The sequence below is a fragment of the Burkholderia multivorans ATCC BAA-247 genome (assembly GCF_000959525.1).
GTDB lineage: Bacteria > Pseudomonadota > Gammaproteobacteria > Burkholderiales > Burkholderiaceae > Burkholderia > Burkholderia multivorans.
On sequence record NZ_CP009830.1, the window covers coordinates 245,135 to 257,685 of the forward strand.

Here is a 12,551-nt window from a genome sequence, read left to right on the forward strand (position 1 = left end):
CTCGGCTTTGTTTCGGCTTTGCCTTGTATTTTCGCGACGTTAGTCATATGATGACAGATCATATGGGCTGCCGTCGCAGCGTCACCCCCTCGAGAATCCGCTCGTGAGAATTGCCGCCATCGAAGTCATTCGCCTGTCGCTCGCATTCGACGCGGGCCGCCGCCCCGCCCCGACGTCGGCACCCGCCGCGGACACCTACAATGCCGCCGACCGATCGCTGCGTCGGATGGAATCGCTGCTCGTCAAGGTCACCGACGAAGCGGGCCGCGTCGGCTGGGGTGAAGCGTTTGGCCATCTGATCAATCCCGTCACGTTCGCCGCGCTCGAAGGCCCCGTCGGGCGCTGGTTCCGCGGCGCCGAATTCGAACCGACGCCCGGCGGGATCGGCGCATTGCGCGACGCGGCCGACCGCGCGCTGCATGCGTTCGGACGAACCGGGCCGGTGCTGTACGCGCTGTCCGCGATCGATACTGCGCTGCACGACCTGTCCGCGCAGCACGCGGGGCAGCCGCTGTATCGCTGGCTCGGCGCACGGCGCGACGAGATCGACGTGTACGCGAGCCTCGTCAGCTACGAGAACGAGCCCGGCGAAGTCGCCCGCCACGTGCGGCGCGCATGGGACGAAGGGTTTCGGCGGATCAAGCTGCACGAGACTGAACGCGCGGCGATCGCGGCCGCCCGCGATGCATTGCCGGTTGGCGGCGAGCTGATGGTCGACGTGAACTGTCCTTGGACCGCGAACGAAGCCGTGCGTCGCGTCGGCGAACTGGCCGATCTCGGGCTCGGCTGGATAGAAGAGCCGGTATGGCCGTGCGACGACGCGCGCGCGATCGCGCGTGTGCGCGGCACCGGCGTGCGCGTCGCGGCCGGCGAGAACGCATCGGGCGTCGCCGGCTTTCGCAATCTGTTCGAACACGACGCCCTCGATGTCGCGCAGCCGAGCGTCGCGAAGATCGGGGGACCGACCGCGATGCGTGCGGTCATCGCGCTGGCTGCGCAGCACCGCGTGCGCGTTGTTCCGCATTGCTTCTACTATGGCGCGGGCCTGCTGGCGACCGCACATCTGGTCGCGACGCTGCCGGTCGACGTCGCGCTCGAGATTCCGTATCTCGACTGGCCCGAACGGCTGCATGACGCGCAGCGCCCCGGTGCGCGACTGCGGCTACCCGACATGCCGGGGCTCGGCTTCGTGCCGGACGACGCGGTACTGGCGCGCAATACGATTGCGCACGCAACGATCTGCTGAACAGCGCAGCCGCGCGTTGGAGCGAAGATCGCGAAGCGGTTGCCGGCATCGGCCGCGCGGTCGCAAAACATCGAACCGGGGCACCCGGCAGCGCCGCCCGCCCGGTCAACAGGAGACGACATGAAAACACGATACCGCTGGTGGGTCGGCGCACTGCTGTTCGGCGCCGGCATGCTGAACTATCTGGACCGCGCTGCATTGTCGGTCGTCGCACCGATCATCAAGCGCGATCTCGGCATTGGCGATGCGCAGATGGGCGTATTGTTCAGCAGCTTCTTCGTCGGCTATTGCGTGTTTTGTTTCGTCGGCGGTTGGGCTGCCGATCGTTTCGGGCCGCGCCGCGTGTTCGCGTGGGCGGCCGGCGTGTGGTCGCTGTTCTGCGGTGCAACCGCGCTGGCCGGGTCGTTCGTGCATCTGCTGGTCGTGCGCGTCGCGTTCGGGATCGGTGAAGGGCCGATGGGAACGACGACGAACAAGGCGATCTCGAACTGGTTTCCGCGTCGCGAAGCGGGGCGAGCGGTCGGCTGGACGAACGCCGGGCAGCCGCTCGGCGCGGCGATTGCTGCGCCGATCGTCGGCCTCGTCGCGTTGCAGTTCGGCTGGCGCGTGTCGTTTGTCGTGATCGCCGCGCTCGGCTTCCTGTGGCTTGTCGCATGGTGGCGGCTGTTCCGCGACGAACCTGCCGCGCATCCGCGCGTGTCGCCGGAAGAGGCGCGCGAGATCGCAGCGGATCGCGGCGTTGACGCAGTACACGGCACGCGCGACGTGCACGCAGCAGACGCGCACGCGGCACGTCCGCTGCTGCACTATCTGCTGTCGCGCCCGGTGCTCGGCGTCGCGCTCGCGTTCTTCAGCTTCAACTACGTGCTGTATTTCTTCCTGTCGTGGCTACCCAGCTATCTGACCGACTATCAGCATCTGAACATCAAGCAGATGAGCGTGGTCGGCATCCTGCCGTGGCTCGGCGCGACGGTCGGCTTCGTCGCCGGCGGCACTGTATCGGACCGCATCTACCGCCACAGCGGCGACGTGCTGTTCGCACGCAAGATCGTGATCGTCGTCGGGCTCGGCGTCGCGGCGGCGTGCGTGCTGCTCGCGTCGCGCGTGAATTCCCTCGGTGCGGCCGTCACGCTGATCGCGATCGCGAGCCTGTTCGCGTTCATGGCGCCGCAAGCGTGCTGGTCGTTGCTGCAGGAAATCGTGCCGCGCGAGCGCGTCGGTGCGGCCGGTGGCTTCGTGCACCTGCTCGCGAATCTGGCCGGCATTCTGTCGCCGAGCCTGACCGGCTGGCTCGTGCAATACGGTGGCGGATATGCGGGCGCGTTCGTGCTCGCGGGCGCGTCAGCGCTGGCGGGCGCGGCGATTCTGACGGTCGCGGTGCGGCCGCGCACGGTCGCGCAGATGCGCGGCGCGGTTTAGTCGCGCGTATGCGCTCGCGCGGGTCGGCGCGTCGCGATTGCTCCGTGCCCACTGAAGGGCGGAGCGGATGTGCGTTCATCTTCGAGCGCTGACGGCGCGACGGCGCGAGATCGTCGAACGGCTTGGCCGGATGCCTGAGCGCCTGAAGACGCGCTGCAACGGCTATGCCCTTGCGCAAGGCGGGACGAGGCCTCTCTCGTGGCATACGCGCAACGCGTGCGCAATATCGAAACGTGATTCTTCTCGCTCTCGCCCGCACACAGCACGCGCACACTTGCAATCCGCGCGGAACCACCGTCGGCATGACGTCGCCCGTTCCCACCTTCCACGCCGCGCGACGACCTCCCGCCCACCCGCCGCAGCGTACCGCTGAACTTCCGCGCCTCTACCCGTTCTATTCGCTCACATGCCGCCCCGCGTCGACGCACGCGCTCACGCATCGCAAAGACGCCAGCAGGCATACAACTTGCGCACAGCGCACGCTTTCCGCAACGCACGGACGCGCACCGCGATACGAACGAAACCGCTTCGGAGGCTTGTGATGAAACGACTCTGGCTGCAGCGCGCAATCGCTACGATCTTCCTGTACGCAACAGTCGGCACCGCGGCGAACGCGGCATCGCCGTCGGCGGACGTAGCGATCCACCGCAACGACTACGGCATCACGCGCACCGGTCGCGCGGTGAGCCAGTACACGCTGAGCAACGCGCACGGCGTGACGCTGAAAGTCATCACGTACGGCGGCATCGTGACGGCGCTCGAAGTGCCGGACCGAACCGGCAAGGTCGCCGACATCGTGCTGGGCTTCGATTCGCTGTCCGACTACGAAGCGCACAACGGCAACATTCATTTCGGCGCGCTGATCGGCCGCTACGCAAATCGCATCGCGCACGGACGTTTCTCGCTCGACGGCAACACGTGGCAGTTGCCGCTCAACGACGGACGCAACACGCTGCACGGCGGGCCCGACAGTTTCGACGCGAAGGTGTGGACGGTCACCGCCGCACGCAGCGACGGCCAGCGTGCGAGCGTCACGCTGCGCTACGTGAGCCCCGACGGCGAGAACGGCTTTCCCGGCACACTGACGACGGACGTGACCTACACGCTGACGAACGACGACGTGATCCGCATCGACTATCGCGCGACGACGGACAAGGACACCGTCGTCAACCTGACGAACCACAGCTATTTCAATCTCGCCGGGCACGACAGCGGCAGCGTCGAGCGGCAATTGATCGAGATCGACGCGTCGCGCTTCACGCCGACCGACGCGACGTCGATCCCGACCGGCGAACTCGCGAGCGTCGCCGGCACGCCGATGGATCTGCGCGCGCCTACGCCGATCGGTGCACGCTTGCGCAGCGCGCATCCGCAACTGGCAATGGCGCACGGCTACGATCACAACTGGGTGCTCGATCACGGCGGCGAAGCGGCGCCCGCGTTTGCGGCGCGCGCCTACGATCCGGCGTCGGGCCGTTTTCTCGCGCTATACACGACGCAGCCGGGGCTCCAGTTCTACACGTCGAACGGCCTGAACGGCAGCGTCGTCGGCAAGGGCGGTACCGTTTATCGGCAAACGGATGCGTTCGCGCTCGAAGCCGAGCATTTCCCCGATTCACCGAATCATCCGGCGTTCCCGACGACCGTGCTGAAGCCCGGCCAGACGTTGCACGAAGTGACGTTGTGGAAGGTGGGCGCACGATGACGCGTGAGCGTCCTCTGACTCTCACGACAGCCGCCGCAGCACGCCCATCAAGTTCCGGTTGAACACGCGCGCCCCGACGCCTATACTTAGCCGCATGGATAAGTATCAGTTGTCGATCGGCGACGTCTTCCACGCGTTGGCCGATCCGACGCGCGTGGCGATCGTCTGCGCGCTGGCGAGCGGTGCGCAGACGGTGTCGACGCTGGCCGCGCCGTTCGACATGGCGCTGCCTTCGTTCATGAAGCATCTGACGGTGCTCGAACGCAGCGGCTTGATCCTCACGTCCAAGTCCGGCCGCACGCGCACTTGCGAACTGCAGCCGCAGCGGCTGCAGCAAGCCGAGCGCTGGCTCGCCGAGCAGCGCGCGATGTGGGAAGCGCGATCCGATCGCATGGTCGAATTCGTCAAACGACTTCATCAACAGGAGCAAGCCGATGACTCGAAACGCCGCCGATAGCGCCGACTCGCGCGACCTCATGATCACGCGCGTGCTGCGCGCACCGCGCGCCGCGTTGTGGCGCGCATGGTCGGAACCCGATCTGCTGAAGCTGTGGTGGTGTCCGAAGCCGTGGACCACCGACGTGCTCGCGTTCGATCTGAAACCGGGCGGCGCGTTTCATACGTTGATGAAAGGGCCGGACGGAGGCATCAGCGACAACCCCGGCTGCTTTCTCGAGATCGTGCCGCAGTCGCGTCTCGCGTTCACCTCGATGCTGACCGCGGGCTGGCGCCCGAATACGCCGTGGATGGGTTTCACCGCGATCATCACGATGACCGACGAGGGCGAGGGCACGCGCTACGTCGCGCACGTGATGCATCCGGACGACGCATCGCGCGAGCAGCACGAGAAGCTCGGCTTCTTCGACGGCTGGAACACGGTGATCACGCAGCTCGACGAATTGGCCTGCACGCTGCGCTGATGCGCGCGTTCGCGCTCGACGTTCGACGAGCGCGCATCGCCGCACGCGGGGCGCGTTCGCATTTGCTTCGGGATCCGGACGATGGCATGAAGGGCCGCATCGCCGCACGCGCTCGCGCAGGGCGACGGAACCCGAAAATCGCAGAAAACGACGTCACAGCGCGAAATCGCTTGACAGTATCGTCGGTACCACGTATTGTCCGCCGTTGAGATCTTCAAGAAGCGCGATTGCTGCTCGTCATTGCCGCCTTGCCGCGGCATCTGTTGTCCTCTCCCTCCTTGACCCTTTTCCGATGCCCCGTCGGCGGCGTAGCGTAACTGCATGCATCTGCAATGCATTGCGACGCCACGTGACGGATATCGGCATCGTCGAACGGTTCAACGGCAACAACGGAACAGGCTCACGCGAGCCTGGTACACGTTCGTCCACGTGTTGCGGATTGCACTCGCTCGAATCGCCCGGTTCCCGAATTCATCGGGGTTGCCGGCGCGTTCTTGTCGCCAACACCGAGATATTTGAATCACCATGCAAGCAACGAATACCCAACATTACGGCGGCTATGCCGTCGCCCCTTCCGCTCATCGGCTTCCGGACGGAAGCTTCTCGTCGAACCTGACGCTGCGCCGCACCGGCTGCCGCGCCGAGCCGACGTGCTACGAGTTCTACTCGCTCGACTACTTCAGCAGCGAGGAAGCCGCGTTGCGCCACTCGGCGCGCTGGGCACGCAACTGGATCGATACGCGCGGCTGAGCGCCGCAGTCGGTCCGCGAACCGTCCGCGCTGCGAGCGCGTCGCATGCGGCGACGGCAGCCTCGCTGCGACGTCTTGCACGCGCCGCGCGACGCCGGAAATAACCCGCGCGCGCAGCGGCCGATGCGCGTATGATGAACTTCTCCGAGCCGCCGCTGCTGTTCGACCGCTCCCCCCTCCATCGGCTGTCTTTACCGCGTCGCGCCTCTGCCACGCGCATCGTCGTCCCGTTATCCCGTCCGCCGCGCCTGCATCGGCGCTACCGGCAGCACGCGCTCGTCCGCGCGATTCGTCGCCACGAGCCTCAGGAGTTCACCATGAGCATGCATCTCTATCGCGGATTCGAAATCTATCCGCTGATCTATCCGCACGTGCCGGCGCAGCTCGGCAGCGCGCACAACTACGACGCGGGCTTCGACGCCGCCGTGAAGATCTGCCAGCGCGGTGCCGGCGACATGCTGACGCGCAGCCAGACGTTTCGCCTTGCCGAGCTGTCGCCGTTCGATACGGCCGGCGATGCGCGCCGCGCGTCTCTGCGCTATGCGGAAACGATCATCGACGATAACCGCGACAAGCCGGGCTTCTTTGCCGACACGCTTTGACGCGACCGGCAACACACCCTGGCCTTCGGAGGCATCCATGATCATCGACGATCTTCTCGACCTGATCCGGCGCGGCGAAGTAAGCGGAACCGATACGGCGCTGCCGTCCGGCGTCGGCGACTCGGCGCTCGCGCATCAGCAGGAGTTCCGGATGTTCGCGGCGGTACGTGCGCTAACGATCGGCTCCGGCTATACGGAGTTCGAATCCGACGAAATTGCGAGCGCCGTGATGACGCGGCTCGGCTGACGTTTTTTCCCATCAACGCTTCAACACAGGATCATTCATGACCAGCATCACGCTGAAAGCCAACGAGCCGATCGACGTCGCGCTCCGCCGGTTCCGCCGCGACATCGAGAAAACCGGGCTCATTCGCGAACTGCGCAGCCGCACGAGCTACGAGAAGCCGACGGCGATGCGCAAGCGCAAGAAGGCGAGCGCCGTCGTGCGCCAGCGTGCGCGCGTGCGGCGCGCGCTGCCGCCGCGAAAGCTGTACTGAGCTCGGCGTCCGGCCGCCTATCGTGCGCGGCCGCGGCGCCGCGCACTCGAATGCGGCACGCAGGGCGGCTTTATTTCAACACTACTTGAAATATAGAAATGAATGCGCTATCGTGCCGCGCATGGATTCCAATCACGTCGTCCGCGCGCTGAGCGCGCTCGCGCACGAATCACGGCTCGCGATTTTCCGTGCGCTCGTGGTGGCCGGCCCGAACGGCCTCGCCGCCGGTGAGATCGCGCAACGGCTCGGGCTGTCGCCGTCGGGCCTGTCGTTTCATCTGAAGGATCTGTCGCATGCCGGCCTCGTGCAGTCGCGGCAGGAAGGGCGCTTCGTGTTCTATACGGCGCACTTCGACGCCATGAACGGCCTGATCGGTTTCCTGACGGAGAACTGCTGCGCGGGCGCCAGCTGCGCGGCGAGCGACGCGCGCGGCTGCTGCCCGCCCGCGGCGAATCCGTCGTGATCTTCCGTGGAGCCGCGTGTGACCGACCGACCTTATTCGATTCTGATTCTCTGCACCGGCAACACGTCGCGTAGCGTGATGGCCGAAGCGCTGTTCAACGTCTTGGGAAACGGCCGGTTTCGCGCGTATAGCGCGGGCAGCCGCCCGGCGGGTGTCGTCAATCCGTTCGCGATCGAGCAGTGCGCGGCGCTCGGCTACGATACGTCGCAACTGCGCAGCAAGAGTTGGGACGAGTTCGCGCGGCCCGGTGCGCCGCAGATGGATTTCGTGCTGACGGTGTGCGATGCGGCGGCCGGCGAAGCGTGCCCGGTGTGGCCGGGTCGGCCGATCGCGGCGCACTGGGGGTTCGAAGATCCGGCCGCGTGCGCGGGCAGCGACGACGAGAAACGCAGCGTATTCGACAAGGTGCGCCGCCAGATCGCGCACCGCGTGAGCCGATTCCTTGCGCTGCCGCTGGACGCGCTCGATCGCGACGCGATTCGGCGCGCGATGCGCGCGATCGGCGAAGAGCCGGCGGAGGCGTGCGATGAGCGGCACTGATAGGACGCTCGGCGCCGCGCGTCCGGCCATCGGGTTTTTCGAGCGCTACCTGAGCGCGTGGGTCGCGCTCTGCATCGTCGCGGGTATCGTGCTCGGCCAGCTGTTGCCGGATGTGTTTCGCGCGCTCGGCCGGATGCAGGTCGCGCAGGTGAACCTGCCGGTCGGCGTGCTCGTCTGGGTGATGATCGTGCCGATGCTGGTCAAGATCGACCTGGCGGCGATGGTGCGCGTGCGCAGCCAATGGCGCGGCATCGGCGTCACGCTCTTCGTCAACTGGCTGATCAAGCCGTTCTCGATGGCGCTGCTCGGCTGGGTGTTCGTGCGTCATGTATTCGCACCGTGGCTGCCCGCCGCGCAGCTCGACAGCTACGTCGCGGGTCTGATTCTCCTCGCGGCCGCGCCGTGTACCGCGATGGTGTTCGTCTGGTCGCAGCTGTGCGACGGCGATCCGTATTTCACGCTGTCGCAGGTCGCGCTCAACGACGCGATCATGGTCGTCGCGTTCGCGCCGCTCGTCGCGCTGCTGCTCGGGCTATCGGCGATCACGGTGCCGTGGGACACGCTGATCATGTCGGTCGCGCTGTACATCGTGATTCCGGCGCTCGTCGCGCAATGGCTGCGCCGGCGCTGGCTCGCGCGCGGCGAGGCCTATTTCCGTCACGCCGTCGCGCGTCTTGGCCCGTATTCGATCGGCGCGCTGCTCGCCACGCTCGTGCTGCTGTTCGCGTTCCAGGGCGACGCGATCGTCGACGCGCCGCGCGTGATCGCGCTGCTCGCGGTGCCGATCCTGATCCAGGTCCTGTTCAATTCCGGCCTCGCGTATCTGCTGAATCGGCGGCTCGGCGTCGCGCACTGCGTCGCCGGTCCGTCGAGCCTGATCGGCGCGAGCAATTTCTTCGAACTCGCGGTCGCGACCGCCATCAGCCTGTTCGGTTTTCACTCGGGCGCGGCGCTCGCGACGGTTGTCGGTGTGCTGATCGAGGTGCCGGTGATGTTGTTCGTCGTCAGTGTCGTGAATCGATCGCGACGCTGGTACGACGCGGCGCCGCGGACGCACGACCTCGCACGATGATCGCGACGCGGCGGTCGCGCGTCACGCCGCCGCGTCGTCGATCGCCACCAGCAGATCGTCGATCCGCACCATCAGCTCGCGCACCTGACGCAGCGTCGAATACTGGTGCAGCACGGAGCGCCATTGCGGCACGCCGATCAGCGCTTCCCAGATCACGCCGAGCATGCGCGGATCGGCGTCGCCGGTCCGCAGCAGCGTACTCGCATAGTCGAGGCTCGCCTGCGCGCACAGCAACTGCATGCGGCTGGCCGCGCCGAGCAGGCGCGGCGTCACCTCCGCGCGCTCGTCGCAGCAGTACATCACTTCGCGCGGCAGCGTCGCTTCGTCGGTCGTCAGCGCACCGAGCGACGCGCCCGTTACACGTACCGCGCCCTGTCGCGTGTCGAACGAATACACGGTGTCCCCATCGGCCTGGGCGAGCAGCCGCAACCCGCGCTGCAGTCTCGGCAGATCGGTGGTCGCCGCATCCGCGGACGCCTTCGCTTCGACGAGAAAGCACACGTTCCAGACCGGCGCCTGCGCGTCGTCGTTCGCACGTTCGAGCAGTACGGCATCCCATTCCGTCTTGGCGCGATCGTGCGGACCGGGTATCGCCGACGGCACGCGCATCGAGGTCACGACGCGATAGCGCGGCGTGCCGTCGTGCGCATCGAGCCGCTGCGCAACCGCGTCGAGCGCCTGCGCGGCCGCCGCTTCGACGGCCGCACCGCGTTGCCGCGACGTGACGCCTTGTGCCACCGCCAGCGCGCTGCCCGACTGCGGGCCGTGCCGCGCGAGTAGCGCGCGGTAGCGGCGCACGGACGGGTCGGATGCGAGCGCATCGATGCGTTGCAAGCGCGCGAGCGCCGGGCTGTCCGTCAGTTTCGCGAGTTCGCGGCTAAACACGGGATCGCTTGCGGTGTCCGGGTGCGCACGCCACCGTCGCACCGTCGCATCGAACGCGCTCCACGATGCGGAAAACGCCGCGGTATGGAGCTCCGCGAGCGCGTCGCGTTGCCATGCATGGGCACAACGTTCACGCTTCGCCGGATGCGCGAGCGTGTTGACGGTCGAGCGCAGCGCGCGCCGGTCCTGGTCGGCATGCGCGGACAACGCCGCGTAGTCGCGCACGCTCGGCGCGTCGTGACGCAGCACCGCGGCCTGAAACGCCGGATCGCCCATGTGTGGATCGACCGCATCGCGGATCATGCGCGCGAGCGCGGCGACGAAGCGGTCCTGCAGCGCGGCTTCGGGCGCCGTGTGCGCGGCGAGCGCGACGCGCGCCTCCTCGATCACGGTCGCGATCACGGTGGCCGCGTTCGTCGACGCGTCCAGCGACGACGAACGCGCGAGCGGCGGCAGCCGATAGCGGCGCAGGACGGTGCGCAGGATGCGATCGAGCAGCGCGGGTAGCGGAATCGGCGGCATGGCGAGGACGCGGAGCGGAAGGGGCACGCCGTCCATGATGCCGGATTGCGTTGCCGGCGTGCGTGGACGGCGGTGCGTTATGCGGTGAGCGTGACCGCGAGGCTGCCGAGTTCGCCGAAGCGGACCGTCAGCGCGTCGCCGAGCGGCACCTCGATCGCGCCCGCATACGAACCGGTCGTCACGATCTGCCCGGCGCGCAGCGGCTCGCCGCGCGACGCGGCGAAGTTGGCGAGCCAGACGAGCGGCTTCAGCGGATCGCCGTCCGGATGGCCGCCGTCGATCGTGCGGTGCAGTTCGCCTTCGAACGCAATCTCGAACGCTTCGAGCGATGCGTGCAGCCCGTCGCGCACGACGGGCCCGACGCACAAGCCTTGATTGAACTGCGCATCGGCGAGCAATTCGAGCTTCGTCGCGCGTGCCGGTTCCGCATAGCGGCAGCCGAGCACTTCGAGCACGAGCCGCACTTCGCGGATCGCGTCGCGCACGTCGGCGTCGCCGTACGGCTGCGCGCGCGCCGGCAGGTCGCGATCGAGCACGAAGGCGATCTCCGGCTCGATCCGCACGCTCGGCGTGCTGGTGACGACGCGGTACGGCGCGCCGGCTTCGCGGATCGTCGACGCGAAAATCGGCGCGACGACGACGCGCTCGGGCGGCGGCAGCGCGCACTTCCATCCGCCGATCGCCTCGCCGAGCAGGTCCGCGACGCGGTGCTGGATCGCGAGCGCGGTGTCGACGTCTTCGGGACGGAAAGCATCGGGCAGCAGCGGGCCGGGCGCGCCGGCATGGCGGGCGGCGACGAGATGCTGGGCGGCGCCGTCCACGCGTTCGATAGTCGTTGTCATGTCGGTTGAGCGTAGTGAAAGGAAGCCGGCAAACGAGCCGGACGAAACGAATCATGCCGATGATAACGTTTTCGATGCGCGGGCTGCAGCGCGCGGCCGCGCCGGCCGCCGCGTGCGGGCGCGACCGGCGCGTCGCTTTGACGCACGCAGCGGCGCGAGCTCGATTGACCGCGCGCAACGTCGGGCGCCGCCGATCCGCGGATGATGGTCGCATGGCCGCACGAACCTCCGTGCGGCGGCAACCGGAGAGATCCGCATGTACAACACGATCATGGTCGCGTTCGACGGCAGTGCGTCGTCGAAACACGCGCTCGACGAAGCGCTGAAGATTGCGAAAACGAATGGTGCGCAAGTGGCGGTCGTTTATGTCGTCGACAGATCCGCGCTGTTCGCGTACGCGGGCCGCTTCGATCCGCAGGCGCTCGTCGACGAACTGCGCCGCGGCGGGATCGACGCACTGCGCGAGGCCGAGCACGCGATCAGGCAAGCCTCGGTGAACGGCGACACCGAACTCGTCGAAACCGACGGCCTCGGCGAGGATGTCGCCGCGCGGCTGCAACGCTATGCGAACGAGCACGACGTCGATCTCGCGGTGGTCGGCACGCACGGGCGGCGCGGGATTCAGCGGATGCTGCTCGGCAGCGTCGCCGAGCGCTTCGTGCGCCGCGCATGCTGTCCGGTGCTGCTGATTCGCGGCGAGCGCATACGTGCGTCGTCCGATGCGCGCAGCGGCGCGGAAGCATGATGACCGGCCGCCCGTCGAAGATCGTCATCGCGACGCTCGCGGTGTTCGTGACGCTGCTCGGGATGATGGCCGTTGTCGTCGGACTGCTGTTCGACGAGCCGACCGCGCTGCACGGCGGCGCGATCGCGCTGATCGTCGGCGTGTGCGGATTCGTCGTGATGCTGAACGTCGCCGACAAGCGCGACACATGATGCGACGGCAGCACTGTCGCCGACATGCTGCCAACGGCGTATGAATCGATCAGGACATCGACATGGTTCGGCTTCCGGCGAATCGCTCGAGTCAACAATGTCGCGATTCGTATCGAGAAGCGATACGCCCGACGTCGCCGCCATGACGATGA

Annotated in this window: 16 protein-coding genes; 14 read left to right on the forward strand and 2 right to left on the reverse strand. The window is 67.4% G+C overall.

Annotated elements, in window-relative coordinates; translation table 11 throughout:
* The first annotated feature begins 103 nt into the window (after positions 1-103).
* From NP80_RS01090 to arsB, 12 genes are all read left to right on the forward strand, one after another.
* Positions 104-1,246: a mandelate racemase/muconate lactonizing enzyme family protein gene (locus tag NP80_RS01090; protein ID WP_006407330.1), complete on the forward strand. Its 1,143-nt coding sequence runs from the start codon at positions 104-106 to the stop codon at positions 1,244-1,246.
* A 120-nt stretch (positions 1,247-1,366) separates the two neighbouring features.
* Positions 1,367-2,665: an MFS transporter gene (locus NP80_RS01095; RefSeq protein WP_006410639.1), complete on the forward strand. Its 1,299-nt coding sequence runs from the start codon at positions 1,367-1,369 to the stop codon at positions 2,663-2,665.
* Between the two features lie 541 nt (positions 2,666-3,206).
* Complete coding sequence (locus NP80_RS01100; RefSeq protein WP_006407332.1) at positions 3,207-4,370, forward strand: aldose epimerase family protein; 1,164 nt, start codon at positions 3,207-3,209, stop codon at positions 4,368-4,370.
* A gap of 94 nt (positions 4,371-4,464) precedes the next feature.
* On the forward strand, positions 4,465-4,827 hold the full coding sequence (locus tag NP80_RS01105) for an ArsR/SmtB family transcription factor (RefSeq protein WP_006407333.1): 363 nt from the start codon (positions 4,465-4,467) through the stop codon (positions 4,825-4,827).
* Positions 4,805-5,290, forward strand: a complete 486-nt coding sequence (locus NP80_RS01110) for an SRPBCC family protein (RefSeq protein ID WP_006407334.1) — start codon at positions 4,805-4,807, stop codon at positions 5,288-5,290. Before NP80_RS01105 ends, NP80_RS01110 begins: the two co-directional genes overlap by 23 nt.
* A gap of 525 nt (positions 5,291-5,815) precedes the next feature.
* Positions 5,816-6,040, forward strand: a complete 225-nt coding sequence (locus tag NP80_RS01115; protein ID WP_006402907.1) for a hypothetical protein — start codon at positions 5,816-5,818, stop codon at positions 6,038-6,040.
* Between the two features lie 317 nt (positions 6,041-6,357).
* Entirely contained in the window at positions 6,358-6,642 is a 285-nt protein-coding gene (locus NP80_RS01120; RefSeq protein ID WP_006407336.1) for a hypothetical protein, read from the forward strand.
* Positions 6,643-6,679: 37 nt separating this feature from the next.
* Positions 6,680-6,889 carry a hypothetical protein gene (locus NP80_RS01125; RefSeq protein ID WP_006402909.1) on the forward strand — a complete coding sequence of 70 codons (210 nt, stop codon included), beginning with the start codon at positions 6,680-6,682 and terminating at the stop codon, positions 6,887-6,889.
* Between the two features lie 37 nt (positions 6,890-6,926).
* Positions 6,927-7,139, forward strand: a complete 213-nt coding sequence (gene rpsU / locus NP80_RS01130) for a 30S ribosomal protein S21 (protein ID WP_006402910.1) — start codon at positions 6,927-6,929, stop codon at positions 7,137-7,139.
* A 121-nt stretch (positions 7,140-7,260) separates the two neighbouring features.
* Positions 7,261-7,602, forward strand: coding sequence for an ArsR/SmtB family transcription factor (locus tag NP80_RS01135; protein WP_006408539.1), 342 nt, complete (start codon positions 7,261-7,263; stop codon positions 7,600-7,602).
* A gap of 18 nt (positions 7,603-7,620) precedes the next feature.
* Positions 7,621-8,142, forward strand: a complete 522-nt coding sequence (locus tag NP80_RS01140) for an arsenate reductase ArsC (RefSeq protein ID WP_006407338.1) — start codon at positions 7,621-7,623, stop codon at positions 8,140-8,142.
* Positions 8,129-9,214, forward strand: a complete 1,086-nt coding sequence (gene arsB / locus NP80_RS01145; RefSeq protein WP_006407339.1) for an ACR3 family arsenite efflux transporter — start codon at positions 8,129-8,131, stop codon at positions 9,212-9,214. The genes NP80_RS01140 and arsB overlap by 14 nt, the downstream gene beginning before the upstream one ends.
* A gap of 21 nt (positions 9,215-9,235) precedes the next feature.
* Here arsB and NP80_RS01150 read toward each other — a convergent pair whose 3' ends face one another.
* Together NP80_RS01150 and NP80_RS01155 are read right to left on the reverse strand one after the other, a co-directional pair.
* Positions 9,236-10,621 (reverse strand): hypothetical protein, encoded by a 1,386-nt coding sequence (locus tag NP80_RS01150; protein ID WP_006407340.1) that lies wholly within the window; start codon positions 10,619-10,621, stop codon positions 9,236-9,238.
* A gap of 77 nt (positions 10,622-10,698) precedes the next feature.
* The gene (locus NP80_RS01155) at positions 10,699-11,463 is read right to left on the reverse strand and encodes a 2-keto-4-pentenoate hydratase (protein WP_035947306.1); all 765 of its coding nucleotides are present in this window, start codon (positions 11,461-11,463) and stop codon (positions 10,699-10,701) included.
* A 256-nt stretch (positions 11,464-11,719) separates the two neighbouring features.
* Here NP80_RS01155 and NP80_RS01160 point away from each other — a divergent pair, with 256 nt between their 5' ends.
* The gene (locus tag NP80_RS01160) at positions 11,720-12,208 is read left to right on the forward strand and encodes a universal stress protein (RefSeq protein ID WP_006407343.1); all 489 of its coding nucleotides are present in this window, start codon (positions 11,720-11,722) and stop codon (positions 12,206-12,208) included.
* Positions 12,208-12,399 (forward strand): DUF2964 family protein, encoded by a 192-nt coding sequence (locus NP80_RS01165; protein ID WP_006407344.1) that lies wholly within the window; start codon positions 12,208-12,210, stop codon positions 12,397-12,399. The genes NP80_RS01160 and NP80_RS01165 overlap by 1 nt, the downstream gene beginning before the upstream one ends.
* Positions 12,400-12,551 lie beyond the last annotated feature (152 nt).

Coding starts and splice junctions, on each gene's coding strand:
- NP80_RS01095 (WP_006410639.1), top strand. CDS start 1,367: ATGAAAACACGATACCGCTGGTGGGTCGGCGCACTGCTGTTCGGCGCC.
- NP80_RS01100 (WP_006407332.1), top strand. CDS start 3,207: ATGAAACGACTCTGGCTGCAGCGCGCAATCGCTACGATCTTCCTGTAC.
- NP80_RS01105 (WP_006407333.1), top strand. CDS start 4,465: ATGGATAAGTATCAGTTGTCGATCGGCGACGTCTTCCACGCGTTGGCC.
- NP80_RS01110 (WP_006407334.1), top strand. CDS start 4,805: ATGACTCGAAACGCCGCCGATAGCGCCGACTCGCGCGACCTCATGATC.
- NP80_RS01115 (WP_006402907.1), top strand. CDS start 5,816: ATGCAAGCAACGAATACCCAACATTACGGCGGCTATGCCGTCGCCCCT.
- NP80_RS01120 (WP_006407336.1), top strand. CDS start 6,358: ATGAGCATGCATCTCTATCGCGGATTCGAAATCTATCCGCTGATCTAT.
- NP80_RS01125 (WP_006402909.1), top strand. CDS start 6,680: ATGATCATCGACGATCTTCTCGACCTGATCCGGCGCGGCGAAGTAAGC.
- rpsU (WP_006402910.1), top strand. CDS start 6,927: ATGACCAGCATCACGCTGAAAGCCAACGAGCCGATCGACGTCGCGCTC.
- NP80_RS01135 (WP_006408539.1), top strand. CDS start 7,261: ATGGATTCCAATCACGTCGTCCGCGCGCTGAGCGCGCTCGCGCACGAA.
- arsB (WP_006407339.1), top strand. CDS start 8,129: ATGAGCGGCACTGATAGGACGCTCGGCGCCGCGCGTCCGGCCATCGGG.
- NP80_RS01150 (WP_006407340.1), bottom strand. CDS start 10,621: ATGCCGCCGATTCCGCTACCCGCGCTGCTCGATCGCATCCTGCGCACC.
- NP80_RS01155 (WP_035947306.1), bottom strand. CDS start 11,463: ATGACAACGACTATCGAACGCGTGGACGGCGCCGCCCAGCATCTCGTC.
- NP80_RS01160 (WP_006407343.1), top strand. CDS start 11,720: ATGTACAACACGATCATGGTCGCGTTCGACGGCAGTGCGTCGTCGAAA.
- NP80_RS01165 (WP_006407344.1), top strand. CDS start 12,208: ATGACCGGCCGCCCGTCGAAGATCGTCATCGCGACGCTCGCGGTGTTC.